The sequence below is a fragment of the Bacillus sp. MMSF_3353 genome (genome assembly GCF_030733445.1).
Lineage (GTDB): Bacteria > Bacillota > Bacilli > Bacillales > Bacillaceae_G > Bacillus_A > Bacillus_A wiedmannii.
In genome coordinates this window covers 32832-49178 of the sequence record NZ_JASHJA010000003.1, presented here as the reverse complement: position 1 = coordinate 49178, position 16347 = coordinate 32832, and the positions used below count along the sequence as shown (strand labels likewise).

The 16347-nt window shown below is 36.5% G+C and carries 18 protein-coding genes; 4 read left to right on the top strand and 14 right to left on the bottom strand.

The window, feature by feature from the left end; translation table 11 throughout:
- Positions 1-47 precede the first annotated feature (47 nt).
- Entirely contained in the window at positions 48-818 is a 771-nt protein-coding gene (locus RBB48_RS08335; RefSeq protein ID WP_306007523.1) for an SDR family NAD(P)-dependent oxidoreductase, read from the top strand.
- A 65-nt stretch (positions 819-883) separates the two neighbouring features.
- Here the strand turns inward: RBB48_RS08335 and RBB48_RS08330 are convergent, their stop codons facing one another.
- Together RBB48_RS08330 and RBB48_RS08325 are read right to left on the bottom strand one after the other, a co-directional pair.
- Positions 884-1339, bottom strand: coding sequence for an N-acetyltransferase (locus RBB48_RS08330; RefSeq protein WP_048545675.1), 456 nt, complete (start codon positions 1337-1339; stop codon positions 884-886).
- Positions 1340-1467: 128 nt separating this feature from the next.
- On the bottom strand, positions 1468-1962 hold the full coding sequence (locus RBB48_RS08325; RefSeq protein ID WP_000446106.1) for an Lrp/AsnC family transcriptional regulator: 495 nt from the start codon (positions 1960-1962) through the stop codon (positions 1468-1470).
- A gap of 204 nt (positions 1963-2166) precedes the next feature.
- Here RBB48_RS08325 and RBB48_RS08320 point away from each other — a divergent pair, with 204 nt between their 5' ends.
- Positions 2167-3078 (top strand): DMT family transporter, encoded by a 912-nt coding sequence (locus tag RBB48_RS08320; protein WP_088062075.1) that lies wholly within the window; start codon positions 2167-2169, stop codon positions 3076-3078.
- Between the two features lie 34 nt (positions 3079-3112).
- On the opposite strand, the gene RBB48_RS08315 is transcribed toward RBB48_RS08320, so the two are convergent.
- From RBB48_RS08315 to RBB48_RS08275, 9 genes are all read right to left on the bottom strand, one after another.
- Positions 3113-3598 carry a PRK06770 family protein gene (locus RBB48_RS08315; RefSeq protein ID WP_306007522.1) on the bottom strand — a complete coding sequence of 162 codons (486 nt, stop codon included), beginning with the start codon at positions 3596-3598 and terminating at the stop codon, positions 3113-3115.
- Complete coding sequence (locus tag RBB48_RS08310; protein WP_088062071.1) at positions 3598-3999, bottom strand: nuclear transport factor 2 family protein; 402 nt, start codon at positions 3997-3999, stop codon at positions 3598-3600. The genes RBB48_RS08315 and RBB48_RS08310 overlap by 1 nt, the downstream gene beginning before the upstream one ends.
- Before the next feature lie 155 nt (positions 4000-4154).
- Positions 4155-4559 (bottom strand): DoxX family protein, encoded by a 405-nt coding sequence (locus RBB48_RS08305; protein WP_306007521.1) that lies wholly within the window; start codon positions 4557-4559, stop codon positions 4155-4157.
- Between the two features lie 160 nt (positions 4560-4719).
- Positions 4720-5784: a DUF871 domain-containing protein gene (locus RBB48_RS08300; RefSeq protein ID WP_088608448.1), complete on the bottom strand. Its 1065-nt coding sequence runs from the start codon at positions 5782-5784 to the stop codon at positions 4720-4722.
- A gap of 48 nt (positions 5785-5832) precedes the next feature.
- Positions 5833-7197 (bottom strand): PTS transporter subunit EIIC, encoded by a 1365-nt coding sequence (locus RBB48_RS08295; RefSeq protein ID WP_000711311.1) that lies wholly within the window; start codon positions 7195-7197, stop codon positions 5833-5835.
- A 24-nt stretch (positions 7198-7221) separates the two neighbouring features.
- Positions 7222-8106, bottom strand: a complete 885-nt coding sequence (gene murQ, locus RBB48_RS08290; RefSeq protein WP_306007520.1) for an N-acetylmuramic acid 6-phosphate etherase — start codon at positions 8104-8106, stop codon at positions 7222-7224.
- Positions 8107-8402: 296 nt separating this feature from the next.
- Positions 8403-9266 carry a MurR/RpiR family transcriptional regulator gene (locus RBB48_RS08285; protein WP_000648163.1) on the bottom strand — a complete coding sequence of 288 codons (864 nt, stop codon included), beginning with the start codon at positions 9264-9266 and terminating at the stop codon, positions 8403-8405.
- Between the two features lie 29 nt (positions 9267-9295).
- Entirely contained in the window at positions 9296-9613 is a 318-nt protein-coding gene (locus RBB48_RS08280; protein ID WP_262719719.1) for an outer surface protein, read from the bottom strand.
- A gap of 125 nt (positions 9614-9738) precedes the next feature.
- Positions 9739-10938: a cation:proton antiporter gene (locus RBB48_RS08275; RefSeq protein ID WP_306007519.1), complete on the bottom strand. Its 1200-nt coding sequence runs from the start codon at positions 10936-10938 to the stop codon at positions 9739-9741.
- Between the two features lie 206 nt (positions 10939-11144).
- Here RBB48_RS08275 and bcaP point away from each other — a divergent pair, with 206 nt between their 5' ends.
- Complete coding sequence (gene bcaP / locus RBB48_RS08270) at positions 11145-12548, top strand: branched-chain amino acid transporter BcaP (protein ID WP_306007518.1); 1404 nt, start codon at positions 11145-11147, stop codon at positions 12546-12548.
- Between the two features lie 34 nt (positions 12549-12582).
- On the opposite strand, the gene RBB48_RS08265 is transcribed toward bcaP, so the two are convergent.
- The 3 genes from RBB48_RS08265 to RBB48_RS08255 form a co-directional block, all read right to left on the bottom strand.
- On the bottom strand, positions 12583-12747 hold the full coding sequence (locus RBB48_RS08265; protein WP_088082175.1) for a hypothetical protein: 165 nt from the start codon (positions 12745-12747) through the stop codon (positions 12583-12585).
- 12 nt (positions 12748-12759) lie between these two features.
- The gene (locus RBB48_RS08260; RefSeq protein ID WP_000391504.1) at positions 12760-12963 is read right to left on the bottom strand and encodes a hypothetical protein; all 204 of its coding nucleotides are present in this window, start codon (positions 12961-12963) and stop codon (positions 12760-12762) included.
- 80 nt (positions 12964-13043) lie between these two features.
- Positions 13044-15506, bottom strand: a complete 2463-nt coding sequence (locus RBB48_RS08255; protein WP_306007517.1) for a LamG-like jellyroll fold domain-containing protein — start codon at positions 15504-15506, stop codon at positions 13044-13046.
- Positions 15507-15868: 362 nt separating this feature from the next.
- Between RBB48_RS08255 and RBB48_RS08250 the strand changes: the two genes are divergently transcribed.
- Complete coding sequence (locus RBB48_RS08250) at positions 15869-16294, top strand: S-Ena type endospore appendage (RefSeq protein ID WP_306007516.1); 426 nt, start codon at positions 15869-15871, stop codon at positions 16292-16294.
- Positions 16295-16347 lie beyond the last annotated feature (53 nt).

Sequence of the window (16347 nt, the reverse complement as noted above, 5' to 3'; positions counted from 1 at the left end):
ATAAAATCTAACCATAATATATTTATTTGAACTTAGGGGGATTTTATATGAAATACACTGTTATTACTGGTGCAAGTTCTGGAATTGGCTATGAATCGGCTTTAGCCTTTGCAGCTCGCGGAAAGAACTTAATACTTGTAGCTCGAAGACAAGAAGAATTAGACGGATTAAAATTAAAAATTAACGAAATGAATCCAGAATTGGATGTTGTTATTCGAAGAACGGATTTATCTATCACGAAAAATGTTTATAAGCTGTATGAAAGCCTACAAGCCTTTCAAATTGAAACGTGGATTAACAACGCCGGTTTTGGTAATTTCGCCTCCATTGCTGAACAAAATTTAAATAAAATAGAAACGATGTTACATGTAAATATAGAAGCACTAACAATACTCTCCTCTCTTTTCGTTCGAGATTATTCAATGGTTGATGGCACACAACTTATTAACGTTTCATCAGGCGGTGGATACACAATCGTTGCTGATGCTGTTACGTATTGCGCTACGAAATTCTATGTAAGTGCATTTACAGAAGGTTTATCTCACGAATTGAAACAACAAGGTGCAAAACTGCAAGCAAAGGTTTTAGCACCTGGTGCAACTGAAACAGAATTTGCAAAACGTTCATTTGATATTGATGAATTCCAATACGATAATGTTGTACCGAAATTCCACACCGCAAAACAAATGGCACAATTTATGCTTGATCTTTACGAAAGCGATAAAGTTGTAGGGCTTGTCGATGGTTCTACTTATAACTATGAGCTTAAAAAGCCCATTTTTAATTTTGCGGTAAGAAAAACGAATTCAAGTTCTTAAATTCCCCTAAAATATAGATGCCCACTATTACGTACATAATAGTGGGCCTTTTTTCTCTGAAAATTTCACCCAACATATCGAATCATCGCCACCTCATCACAATAATCCACCTTTGGACAATGTCTACAATCGATCCATACTTTCTCTGGTAACGCATCTCTATTCACAAAATCAAACCCGCACTTTTGAAAAAATTCCGTTTCATATGTTAAAGAAATGACTCTATTCACTTTTATTTTCGCTGCCTCATTTATTACATGGTTCACTAACATACGCCCGATTCCTTTCCCTGCATATGTATGCGAGACGACTAACGACCGGACTTCTGCAAGGTCCTCCCCTAACACATGTAAACCAGCAACCCCAACAATCTCATCGCTTTCTTTCACAACATATAAACATTGTAAATATTGATAGAGAGATAAAAGAGAACGTGGTAAAACTACTCCTTCTTTTGCATAAGCTTCAATAAGACTATAAATTTCTTTCACATCACTCGTAACCGCATTAAAGATTTTCATATTATATCCCCTTGTCCCCGATATTAATATTTATAACCTAAATTGAATTTTAATACATAATTTTATATAATAATACATCTCTCTTTTCTCCCCGTCAATCACTTTATACAAACAAAAAACCAAGCAATCTAATCGATGCTCGGTTCCTCATTTCGGATCGGTAATACTGTCGAATATTTAATTTCACGAAGTGCTAAACTCGTCTGTATCCTTGTAATACCCAGCTTATTCAACTTTCTAATAAACTGCTCCAGCTCTTTACGATCACGATTTGCAACCTTTAATAAATAATCATATTCTCCTGTTAAACAGTGACATTCTAACACTTCAGGCATCGCTTCTAATTCTTTCTCCAACACCTCAAGTTTATCCGATTGATGAATATTCGTACTCATAAAAATGAAACATAACAAATCAAAACCAAGCTTTTCTTGATTTAAAATGGCTACTTGCTTATCAATGAACCCTTCTCCATCTAATCTTTTTATTCTCGCATGCATCGCAGCTGGTGATAAATTAACGCGTCGCGCAAGCTCAGCATTACTTACTTGAGACTCCTTCTGCAATATATCTAAAATTTGTACGTCCAAATCATCTAACACTTTAATAACAGACGACTCCATTACAATTCCCCCTTTTTCTTACCGATGATTATTCGAAAAAACACCTTACAACATATATAAAACTGAATATCATTCTACAAACACTATTTACAACAAAATATTTTATCGACTTTTAACCATTATACAAAAGAATATATTACACAACGAAGAAAAATGCTAAAATTATTTACAATTCACATTGATTATAACAAAGGGGATTTTAATATGCCTTATTTTTATGTCTTTTTACTATTACTAACGAGCTTATTATGGGGAGGAAATTTCGTCGTTGGAAAATCGCTCGTTGATCATGCATCACCGATGACACTAACAAGTTTAAGATGGATGATTGCGATCGTTTGTTTATTACCGATCGTATGGTTTAAAGAAAAGAAAATCATTCCACCTCGTGCCGCAATACTTCCGTTAATACTAATGGGAATCTCAGGGGTCGCTCTTTTTAACATCTTTCAATTTCTAGCACTAGAAAAAACATCCGCAACGAATGTAGGGCTTATTTCTACATTAAATGCGATTTCAATTGCACTATTTTCAGTATTATTTCTAAAAGAAAAAGTAAATACACTTCAAATTCTATCCATGATTCTTTCATTCTTTGGGGTTATTCTTGTCCTATTAAAAGGTAACTTTGCACTTTTATTTTCACTACATTTTAATAGCGGCGATTTATGGATGATTGCGGCTGTTTGTATTTGGGGAATCTATTCTGTTTGTAGTAAATGGGCAACAAAAACAACGACACCACTCATGGCAACATTATACTCTGGTATTTTCGGCGTTATTCTATTACTGCCATTTAACATAGGGAGCTTCACCGTTTCCAATATTAATACTTCTTTCATAACATCACTTTTATATACTGGGCTTATTTCCACAGTTCTTTGTATGGTGTTTTGGAATATTGGCGTGCAAAAATTAGGAGCGACTACATCCGGTATTTTTCTAAACTTCAATCCGATTTTCACAGCTATTTTAGCATTCCTTTTCCTCGGTGAAGATCTAACGTGGATACAAATTTTAGGGACAATGATCGTTGTGACAGGATGTTATTTATTTTCTCATTTCAAAACGGTTACTGTTCAACCAACTAGAGCTTTAATGCGAAAACATTCTTAATGAAAAAAACATCGTCATCCGGGTGGCGATGTTTTTATTTACTCTTCATTTCTTTTATATACCGCTTTTCCTCTTCTGGCGATAAACGTTCCGTCGCTTTGCCGGTATCTCCACCTTGAAGGCCCCATAAAAAGTTATGCTCCTCAACTGTTTGTGAAAAATCTCCTTTTTCCCATCTATTTATAATAGAAAGTAACCTCGTTTTATATTGAAAACCTATACTAGTTTCAATATCTTTCTTTACGCTATAAATTTCTTTTGTTGTCATTTCTACAAATCCCCATTTCTCAGAGGATTTTACCTTTTGGTGTACCATTTTGTGCATAGTAGAAATAATTTCACCTTCGCTAACTCGTGGGGCTTCTTCTGCAACTTTCTTCTCCTTTTCGTTTGCCACTCGCTCAATTTGAATATTTTTATTCTCTTTTTCCACATATGCAAGCAATTTCTTTCCGCCAACTATAGACGTGATAATTACTATAATTGTAATACATATGCCTACAATCCATTTAAAAAGCATTAGCTCTTCATCGCTTCCTTAACAATATGACTATCTACATACTGCTTAAACTTCACGATTTTTCCGTTCTCCAGTTGCCATACATGAACAAACTCTGCTTCAAATGATTTTCCCGTTTCTTTATAAACTCCTGAATAAACACCTTCAGCAATAATTACATCTTTTCCGTTTACTTCATGGTACATATTTACACTCGCCTTAAAATCATCCCATTCTGATCCTAATCGGCTAAATACATTTTCCATTATTGCTTCTACACCTATATAAGTTCCCCCGTATGGGAATCCTTCTGCCTCTGTCCATTCTACTTTTTCAGAGAGGGCTTCTGCTAAATGTTTTGCATTCGAAGAAGCTGATCCTTCATACGTGCTTCGAATAATTTCTAAATTTGATTTAGGCATGTTACTTCCTCCCGTTTTATTTATTTTTTACACAAGTCGTAACCACCTCAGTTACAACTTGTGTAAAAAAATATTTATATTGTTTTATTCTTAATCAACTAGTTGTAATCATTATAGTTACAATTATGATTCAAGTCAACAATTTATAAATAAGTTTACTTCGCTTTCATTACTTTCTCTTTTACGAAACGATCTACATATCCTTCTGCTTTTACAACGAATAAATACGCACCCATTGCTAATAATGCAAGATCTAATTCATACCCTGGATTCTTTCCATCTCCTAATAAACCTGCTGCTCCATTTACCTTTACGATAGCCCCAGCTAAAATAAGAGCGAATAATAGTCCTACATATCTTACGCCTAAACCGATAATTAATAATATACCACCAACTAATTCAACTGTTGCTACGCCGTATGCAAGACCACCTGGTAAGCCGATGCTTGTAAACCATCCTGCTACGTTATCGATACCTGATTGAAACTTCGCTAAACCGTGCGCAAAGAATGCCACTCCTAACACGATACGAATAATTAAATTCCCAATATATTGGTTCATTTTGAACTCTCCTTTTTGTTTTGTTATGGTGAACTTTTATTTACAAGTCAAAACAATACGGTATTTCATTTCATTCGTCAAATACTTTTTTTAAGAAAACAAAAAACATTATCCCTTTTACGGATAATGTTTTCCTACAAAATAGTGCTAATTCAAGCTTTTACTCTATTGCACAAAAAAGTTGAAACATTTTTCCAGCGCCAACATACGGCAATAAAGACAAGTCCTCTTCTACAACCATGCCAACAACATTCACTTTCTCATCTTTAGGCAAATCATGTGTGGCAACTTGCATCTCTCCTGCATATCTACCGTACAATTCATTATCAATTGTAATGCTGCCTTTCTTTCTTGCAATTGTATGCATCGGCTTTAAAATCACTTTATTTCCTTCTCTTGATTCAACTGAACGAATGACATCACGAGCTGGATCTAGTCTATTTGTATGCACTCGCTCCACCACTTTTAACACTTCACTTTTCTCTATCAATGGCTCGTATCGCAGCGGGATAATTCCTCTACTCGCACTCGCTATCTCTTGTACACTTTCTATACTTCCGCTTATATCCCCGATTAACACCTTATCGACACCACAATCTTGTACAAGTTCTAAGTACGCTTCAAGTGGGCGCATATTGCGGTGCTTTTCTAACGTTGGTAAACCTTCACATAGCGGACCACGTTTTTCACCATCTCCCGGAATAAATGCCATCGTTTTTATTCCGCACTCATGTAAGTATTCGTTTTGTTTTTGTAAAAAGGACTTTGCTAGTCCTGTTTCTGGACGCGGATAAAAATTATGCCAAGCTTCTACATTCTCTACTTTTATATTTTCTATGATTAACTCTTTCCAAAATGAATCTGTAATCGTACTCGCATTTAAAGCTACTTTCATTTTATGAGATACGCGTACGATTTCTTTCGGCGTGATGCCGTAGTCCATTCTTAAGCCTGTAATGCCCCAGTCTAATAGCTCCTCCACATTTTCATACGTCATCCCTAAATGATGTAACGATTTTGGAGAAACATCGACCATTAATTCCATTTCATATTTGAGCGCTTGTTTCCCAAGTATTTGAATTAGCTCTTTGTACGTACCAGGATCATCTTCAGGAATGTGAAGTGATGTAAAAATAGATGAAAACCCGTTTTCCTTCGCTACTTTTAGCCACTCTTCTTGCTTCTTTACTCGTTCTTTTGAAAGATAAATTGAAACTCCTATCATATGAATCTCCCTTTCTATGAATAGAAAAAGAGAAAGGAATCCCTTTCTCTATATGTTTTCTGCCATTTCTTCTTTAAAGCCAAAGAAGTACGTAAAAATGAATCCGAAAGTATATGCCACTACTAATCCAAGGAAATATAATAAATATTTATTATCAGCAATTAACGGAATTAATGATAACCCTGATACACCGATTCCAAGTGCGGCTGTTTTCATAACTGCTTGGAATGCACCGCCAACTGCTGCACCTAAACAAGCTGTAAGAAACGGTTTCCCAAGTGGTAATGTAACCCCGTATAATAACGGTTCGCCAATTCCTAAAAATCCAACTGGTAATGCACCTTTAATTACGTTACGAAGTCGTTTGTTTTTCGTTTTCACATAGATGGCAATCGCTGCTCCTACTTGCCCAGCTCCAGCCATCGCGAGTACTGGTAATAAAGGTGTTACGTGCGTTTGATTAATAAATTCCATATGAATTGGTGTTAAACCGTGATGCAATCCGACCATAACGAGAGGTAAAAATGTTCCAGCAAGTACTGCTCCCGCAAATGCGCCGCCAATACTTAAAATACCATTAATTCCGCTTGTAATTCCTTCAGATAAGAAACCTGCTACCGGCTGAATGGCTAACATCGTTACAATACTTACGACTAACACAGTAATGAGCGGTGTCACGATAATATCAACTGCATTTGGCACTGCTTTTCGAACTTGTCTTTCTACTACAACCATAAGCCATGCTGCAAAAATAACTGCAAACAATCCGCCCCGTCCGGGTACGAGCGCTTCACCAAATAATTTTACATTCGCCATCGCCGGGTTAAAAATTAAAATACCCGCAATCGCCCCAAGAACTGGTGTCCCGCCAAATTCTTTCGCTGTATTCCAGCCGACTAAAATTCCTAAGAATGTAAAGATACCGCCACCAATGAGTAGTAGCATTTGTAGCCACGTTGCATTCGGATCAGCACCTGCGTTTTTCGCAAAGTTAGCGACCCCGTTTATAATTCCTGAGGCAACAAGACCTGGAATTAACGGAATGAAAATACTTCCTATTTTTCTTAAAAAGTTTTTCACTGGTGTATTATTTTTCTTCTTAATCTCTGACTTCATTTCTTGCCCAAGGTCTTCAAGGTGATGATCTGCCACCTCACCGATTCGCAGTCCCGTTAAACCTTCCATTTCAGCTGCTACTTTATTTACTGTCCCTGGGCCAACAACAACTTGAAGCGTCTCATCTTCAATAACGCCCATAACCCCTTCAACCTTTTTCAAAAGGTCCATATTCACTTTACTTTCATCATGAAGCGTTAATCGTAGCCTCGTCATACAATGAGCAATGCCACGAATATTTTTTACTCCCCCAAGTTGCTCTGATATTTCTTTGGCCATTCTCTCTTCTTTCTTCATAATAGAATCCCCCTCCCTATTATTTTATAGTGCCTTCTTCACGAACCCTTTCGCTTCTTTTAATTTCTTCAGTGCTTCCCCATACTCACACTGTAGTAACACCATAACAATCGCAGCTTTCACATTACGTTCTGCTTTTTCATAACACTCTGCTGCTATTTCATAGCTCACACCTGTTGCTTCCACAATAATGCGTTTTGATCGTTCTACTAACTTTTCATTTGTAGATTGAACATCTACCATTAAGTTTTTATATACTTTCCCCACACCAATCATAGAAGCTGTTGAAATCATATTAAGTACTAATTTTTGCGCTGTACCAGCTTTCAAACGCGTTGAGCCTGTTAAAATTTCTGCGCCTGTTTCTACTTCCACATTTAGTTTTGCATATTTACTTATTTCAGCATTTTTATTACAAGAAATACTCGCCGTGCTCGCTCCCACGCTAGCCGCGTACTTCAAACCGCCAATTACATAAGGAGTTCGACCACTTGCCGCAATTCCAATCACTGTATCTTTCTCGTTTAATCCAATACTTTTTAAATCTTCTTCTGCTAACTCTTCGCGGTCTTCTGCACCTTCCACCGCCTTAGTAAACGCTTTCAATCCACCTGCCATAAATCCTTGTACCATTTTATTATCTGTGCCAAATGTCGGCGGACATTCCACCGCATCCAAAATACCTAAACGGCCACTCGTACCAGCCCCAATGTAAATTAATCGTCCCTCATCTTCAAAGGATTTAATGACAATCTGTACAACCTTTTCAATTTCTTCTATTTCATTTTCAACTGCTAACGCAACAGTTCGATCTTCTTCATTCATACTTTGTAACACTTCTTTTATACTCATCTCATCTAAATTCATCGTCTTCTCATTACGATGTTCTGTCGATAAATTTTCTAACATATTATCACCTGCTTTGAAATTTTATTTCATACTTTCATTATAACTTTAAGAAATTTAAAATCAATATCACTTTATTATTTTATGAAATTTTATTTCTTTTCATGACGAATTTATCCCACTTTAACTGGCAGTAAGACCCCCACCTCAAATTCAGCGAAAACAAAGAAGATAGGTGGGGGATCAACTGCCTGTAAAAGTCCGATTGGTTCAACTAATAATAAGTGGGGGATGCCCCCCACTTATTAAAGTTTCACTTTATGTCAGTACGCAAAAAAAAGATGGGTTTCCCCATCTTCTCATTTTAACTTCCGTAACCGTAGAGCTTCTTCCCTTGTCTCCATAAATTGATCCAGCACTTTATTACCAATACGATTAAAAGTAATCACATATAAAGCATCAATCATATTCAGCTGTGTCATTCTCGAAGCAATACTCGCAATACGATGATCTTGCTCTACATCTGGCATACAAAGACGAATATCCGCTTCTTTATATAAAGGTGATGATTGGTCAAGCTTTGTAATCGCAATAACTGTTGCACCTTGTCTCTTCGCATATTGCGCCATTTCAAGTACATCTTTCGTACGACCAGATGTTGAAATGGCAACAAATATATCGCCCTCTTTTAAATTCGTCACAAGCGGCAACATCATATGAAAATCTGATAGCATCATCGCTGTAAATCCGAGCCTTGTAAATTTATAAGCCCCGTCCATCGCAGGAGTAGCTGATCCGCCTACTCCATAAAATATAATTTTATCTGCATTTACAATACGATCTGCAGCTTTCTCAAGTTCCTTTTTATCTATCGCAGTAACGCTCGCCTCAATTGCAGCTTTATTCACATACGTAACTTTATTAAACAAATCATACGGTCCATCTTCCGTATTCATAACTGAAAAATCATTAATATTATAATCAGCAATCGTCAATTCACGAACGAGCGCGATTTTAAATGCTTTAAAGCTTCCGATTCCGATTGACTTACAAAAGCGAACAACACTTGCTTCACTCGCGCCTGCATTCGTTGACACTTCTTTCGTCGTTAAGTTCGGAACAATCTCTGCATTCTCCATTATGTACATGGCAACCTTCTTTTCAGCTGGTGAAAATTGATCCATATTACTTTCAATTTTAAATAGTAATGTTGAAGCTTTCACTATTTAACCTCCACTTCTTACGGTTGCGTTTATTCTCTAACATCATTTACATCGTATAGATAAAAACCATCATTACCAGGTGGATGGTGAACAATTACAGTTCGATCCCCTTTTTTATACGACGTTATTTCACCTTCAGATCGCTGTTTTTCCCATCCATGTATCCAAATTGCAAAGTCAGGTACAAAAGCAGTATAATTATAGTCTTTCGGGTTTTCGTCTTCTACATAGGAAGAAAAAATAGAAACCGGAAAGTCTTTCACTTTTGACTCTTTCCATGCAGTAAATGGTATACATAGCGCAATAAGTATGATTATACCGATAACCTTCCCCTTCGTAATCCTCACACATTTTCTCTCCTCGACTTATCATATACGTAGATTTTACCATAATTACAACCTATTCACGCTATATGACTATTGCTTTTTTCCAATAAAAAAGAGCTTACCTACATCAGATAAGCTCTTCCTCTCTATACAAAATACTTCTTCAAAAGCGGCGGCGTAATAATCGTCGTTAATATAACAACAATAACAATCGCTGTGAAATTTTCTTTCGCTAATAAATTCGCCGCAAGTCCATTCGCTGCGATGATAAGCGCCACTTCTCCGCGCGAAACCATCCCCGCACCAATACTAATAGAAGATTGAAGGTTGAACCCTGTCAGTCTTGCTCCTAAACCTGATCCGATTAACTTTGTAAAAATTGCAATAAGCGTCATGATGATAATGAACCAAAGCTGGCTTCCGATACCATGAAATGTAATTTCCATTCCAATACTTACGAAGAACACTGGTACAAATATCGCATAAGCAATCGGTTCAATTTTATGTTCTACTTCATGCTTATACTCTGTTTGCGAAATGGCAATTCCAGCTGCAAATGCCCCAATAATACCTGCGATCCCCATCATTTCACTGTAATACGAAAATGAGAAACAAATAATAAGAGCTGCACTAATTAACGCTTCTGTTACGCGAAGTGGTACGAGCATTTTCATAATCCATGGAACAACTTTCCAAGAGATGAAAACGATACTGACAAAAAAGATAATTTTCTTTGCAATGACAAGCGTTACATTTACATCTTGTGTACCTAAAAAACTCATCACAAATGCTAATAAAATAACAACAATTACATCATCAAATACAGCTGCCCCTAAAATCGTCGTACTTTCTCTCGTATTCATTTTCCCTAAATCTCTTAGTGTTTGAACAGAAATACTAACGGAAGTGGCACAAAGTAATAACCCTAAAAAGATCGCATGCGACTGTAACATTCCAAACGCAAGTCCCGCTAAATACCCACCAAGGAATGGGAAAATAATTCCTCCCATCGCTACTGCGAATGCAGATTTCAAATTTCGATTTAACTCTTCTAAATCTGTTTCAAGTCCTGCCATAAACATAAGTAGTAAAACACCAATTTCACTCAGTTCATCGATCAATTCAGAACTATTAATAATACCAAGCACAGCCGGACCGATAATAATACCAACGATTAATTTACCAAGTACAGAAGGCTGGCCAAGCCTAACGCTAATATCACCAGCTAATTTCGTACAAAGTAAAATGACGACAAGTTCAAAATAAAATAACATAACATCTTCTCCTACTTTAACTTTAATCAGTGGGTTTTCTCCATCCAAAGTAAATTTACAACCCTCGTCCATTCCTGCCAGTAGTTTCCCCTATTCATTCGCATTTTATTTGTCACATTTTTATTTGACAAAATATTCTGAATTATAATAAAATTAATCCAGCAATTTTAAAAAACAACCTACCATAACTGTACCTCCATTTACTTATATACTCTTTTCTAGTGGGCTCATACTATATTCGCAGTTATGAAAATGAAAAAACGGGGGGAGAGTCCAAAGTGAAGTCATTATTACGAAAAAAAACGCTTAGTACTGAATCACCACGGCAGTTAGATAGAACCTTAACTGCACTTGATTTAACATTTTTAGGAATTGGCGCCGTAATTGGGACAGGGATCTTTGTATTAACAGGTATTGTCGCAGCGAAACATTCTGGTCCTGGTATTATGTTATCATTCCTTATTGCTGCATTTACTTGTGCTTGTGTAGCCTTTTGTTATGCTGAATTTGCTTCTTCTATTCCTGTCTCAGGAAGTGTGTACACTTACGCATATATGACAGTCGGAGAAGTCGTCGCCTTCATCGTCGGCTGGTGTTTAATGCTCGAATATTTACTTGCAGTCGCGGCAGTAGCTGTCGGTTGGTCTGGTTATTTACAATCTTTACTACAAGGATTTAACATCCATCTGCCCACCATAATAGCCTCGGCCCCTGGCGTAGGAAAAGGCGGTATTATCGATTTACCGGCTGTTTGTATTTTACTACTCATTACGGGACTTTTAAGTTTCGGTATACGCGAAAGCGCACGCATTAATAATATTATGGTTCTTATCAAGTTAGCTGTTATTATCGCCTTTATCGTAGCAGGGGCAAAATATGTAAAACCTGAAAATTGGACTCCGTTCATTCCATTCGGATACGACGGTATCATTACTGGGGCTGCCACTGTATTCTTCGCCTTCTTAGGCTTTGATGCAATCGCAACCGCTGCAGAAGAAACGAAAAAACCACAGCGCGATTTACCAATTGGCATTATCGGTTCCCTTCTTATTTGTACTGTTTTATACATGATTGTATCTTTCGTTTTAACAGGTATGGTTCCGTATACACAATTAGATGTTTCTGATCCAGTTGCGTTTGCCTTACATTTCGTTGGCGAAGATACAATTGCAGGACTACTCGCTGTTGGGGCGATGACTGGAATGACAACCGTTCTCTTAGTCGTTATGTATGGACAAGTTCGCGTTTCGTATGCAATGAGCCGCGACGGTTTACTTCCAAAAGCGTTAGCACGTGTGAATAAAAGAGTAAAAATCCCTTTATTAAACACGTGGATGACTGGCGTTGTGTCAGCTTTATTAGCAGGACTTTTAGACTTACATTTACTAGCGAATTTAGTAAACATCGGTACGTTAACAGCATTCACATTCGTTTGCTGCGCTGTACTTATTTTACGAAAAACACATCCTGATTTAAAACGTGGATTCCGCGCACCTTTCGTACCTGTATTACCAGTTGTTGCAATTCTTTGCTGTTTATATTTAATGATCAATTTGTCTAAAACGACATGGATAAGCTTTGCAGTTTGGCTTCTAGTCGGCTTATGCTTCTATTTCTTCTACTCTAGAAAACATAGTCATTTAGCTACTGAAAAAACAAATGATGAAGAGAAAAAAGCATAACAAAATAGCTCGCCGATAAAACGGCGAGCTACCTTCATGTCTGATTATTTTTTTTCGTTAACGATTGTAAAATGAAAAATATGCCGATGCAAGCTGTAAACGATGCCCAATTTCCTATCGGTGTAGCGTATTTAAAAACGCCAATACCTACAAGCAATAGGAAAATAATCACCTGATATATAAGCTTCCACTTTTGCATATGTTCCCTCCTTTACTTCGTTCCCTTCTTTTTCTTCTTCCATGCATTTAAACTATCAAAGAAGAAGTTAATAAATAACGTGCCTAAACCCGCTAATAAAAACGTCATTAAAAATAGAACCCATATACTTTTCTCTTTTAAGAAATAATATCCTACAAGGAGCACAACCGCGATCCATACATATTCAAGAATTCTTTTTAGCTTTTTCTCTTCCAAATTATTCGCTCCCTCATTCTATGCTATTTTTAGTATAACAAAAAAGAAGCCTATCATGATAAGCTTCTTTTTCTTCTCTCTTATTTGCTTATGCCTTTTTCAACGAGTGAAATCGCATATTCTATCGTACGATTCATCGTTTCTACTTGTGCATCTTTTACTTTCGCATCTTTTAATACAGCTTCTGCCACTGTAATTTTTTGACTCAATGATTTCACTGAACCGTCCGTTACATTTGCAGCTTGTGCTTTTTTCACTACTGCTTTTGCAGATTCAATATTGATTTGTAATTTTTCTTTCAGTGTTTTCGGCTGTTCTTCTGCCACTTTTGATTGTACAAATGTTACATTAGCTGTTTTTAATTCGTTATACGTTTGGACGATTTGCTCTCCAGTACTTCCTACATTTTCAAATGCTTGCTTTGCAGTGTTATAGCTTTTCTCTAGTGCTTGAAATGCTTCCTTTGAATATTGACCTGGTTTGTCACCAAACTCATACGTACCAGCTAACACTTCTTTCACTTTCCCAAGCTCTTCATATAACGCGTTTACTTGCTCTAATTTTGTACGATTAGAAAACTCATTATACGCTGCTAATACTTCTGAAGAACTTAATGCTTTACTATATAATTTTGCAAGCGCAATTTGTCCATTTAGCGGTATACCACCATTCCCATTACTATCAGGGTCTGCCCCAAGCGCAAATGGTACGTTCGGGTGATATACTTTCCCTGTAGCTGGTTGGCTATTTACTTTTTTACCATCTACGTAAATTGCTACTTCACTTCCGTTATACGTTCCTATTAAATGGTACGTTTTATTAGCCTCTAATTGAACGCCAACACGTTTATAACTTCCACCAATATGAGCCCATAATTCTACATAACCACTTCCTGTAGATTCAAAACCAATTCCGCCGCTCTCTGTATTTTGTAAAATACCTTGTCCGCGAATTTCATTCATTGAAAACACAGTTTCTAATGTAAATGTATTTGCTACTTTCTCTTTTTGTGCTGCTGAAAATGGAAGGTATCCAAATGTATTTGCTTTTCCGTTTAGCTTCATAACATTCTTTTTCAACACTTTATCATATTCAATAGTCACATTACCCTTAACATCACCTTTTGTACCAAATGATGAATTGTCTTTAAATGTACCATCTGCAAAGTTTACATCAAAAACATCCGCCTTTGGTACTTTCACATTCGGGTCAATATTATCTTTTTTCGTAGTAATCTCTGCCGTTAATGGTTGTACACTTTCGTTGCCGAATGAATCAATCGCAACGACTTCCAGTGTATATGTTTTCCCGCCATCTAGTCCTGCAAGCGTAAATGTCAGTTCTTTCGGCACTGGATCACGATAAAACTCTGAGAATGCTAACAATTTATTCTTTATTTCTCCCGTTTGCTTATCTCTCGCTTGTACACGGTAAGAATGAACAAGAAGGTTGTCCAACGCTTGCTGGAATGTTACTGTTGCTGCATTTTCTGTTATATTTGATACCGACAACTTCGCATCTTTTGCAAAGTATGGCTTTTCTTTATCACGATCTTCTACATGTGTAAATGTGTCTTTCTTTGATGGTAATTTAATTTTCCAAGGCTCGCCTGTCCAAGAATTTGTATGGAAATCACGGCGATTAATCGTTACTTCTTTATCATCTACTTCTACTAATAAACCTTGGCTTAATGTACTAGCTCCTGACGGGATATTTCCTTGTACTTTACCACCTTCAACCTCCATATAACTTACTGAAGATGTGCCAACTGATGTAAAGTCTTTTTGATGAATCGATCTTGGATCATCTAACGGATAATGTGAATGACCTGAAAACGTAATAACTTGTGGGTATTGTTTTAATACCTCATTAATTTTCGCACTATCTTTTGTTCCCCATTCTTGGCTACCGTATACTGTATCTTTAATATGTTGGTGTAAAAATACGAAAATTGGTTTTTCTGGATCATCTTTTTGAGCTTTTGCCATCTCTTCTTTTAACCAATTAATTTGTTTATCTGAATAATATCCATGAGTTGTCCCGTCCTCTGGAGACATAACAAGGAAGTGATAACCCTTTACCACGTTATGATAATAAATTGATTTCATACCTGTTTTTTCTAAGAAACGCTTCTGCGCTCCTTCTACAGATAAACCGTTCCAATAATCATGATTGCCTAGAGAATTCATTCGTACCGCATCTTTATTTGCATTTTCATTATATACTTGCATGAAACGATCATATTGTTGTACCGATCCTGAATCAGTAAAGTCTCCCACAATTACGAACGCATCTTGTTTAGGTGCAAGTGTATTAAGTTGCTCGATTGCTCGTTTCCAGCGAAACGTATCATCCGTTCCACTATTTTTAATATGTACATCACTTACGACTGGAAAAACGATCTTCTTCTCACTTGGTGCCTTTTCTTGCTTCTTCTCTTCCGCTTTAACTGATGTACTCCACGGAAATGATACGAACGCTAATACAAAAACCATTAATAATCCAATAAGGCCTTTTACTTTTCGTAAAATAGTTCTTTCCACGTGAATCCTCCTCATAATAATTGATTCATTACAAGGGCTATTTTATCTAAAACATATTAATGCCGTTTAAATAACAAATTAATTTTATTAGATTTTTGTAAATATACAGTTAATTAGAAGTTAAGTCCAACATTCCTCGTACATTCCTCGTACTATTGTATACAACCACCTTTTGTCTAAAAGAGTCTGATCATTCTTTTCCTATGACTATTCACATATAATCTTTTCTATAACACTAATGATAAATTAAAGTTTAAGCCTATTGGACAATCTTAATTTTTAACATTTCCTTCTTTTTTAACACATCGGCCATGCTTCTACATTTAATAGTAGTAAAAGACAACTTAAAAGGAGGGGTTATATTGAAGAATAAAAGAAATATTGGCTGTTTCGCTCCTTTATCTATTATTTGTCCAGACCCTTGTCCACCGCCCCCTCCTCCAAATCCAAGTTGTGAGCGAGTAACTAATGAATTTGCAGGGAATTTCCTTATAACGAATAACACCATCCCCTCTGTCAAAGATGCATCACAATCAATGATACTGTGGCAAAGTGATGAGATACTACTTATATCAGGTACTGTCTCGGTTTACAATAGTACTAGCAGCACAGAAGCAATTACAATTCAAATTGTTGGAGCAGTAACTAATGTTTTCACTGTGTTTCCTGGTAATACAATATCGTACACAGGAAAAGACTTAGAGTCAGTCAGGATTATCAATATACAAAGTAATCCTTCACTATATTTAGAAGGTAAGTACTGTTGCCAATTTACATGTTGCTTATAAAATACTAATTTCATTACTTCCTCAATAAAAAAAGCATACCATTTACGGTATGC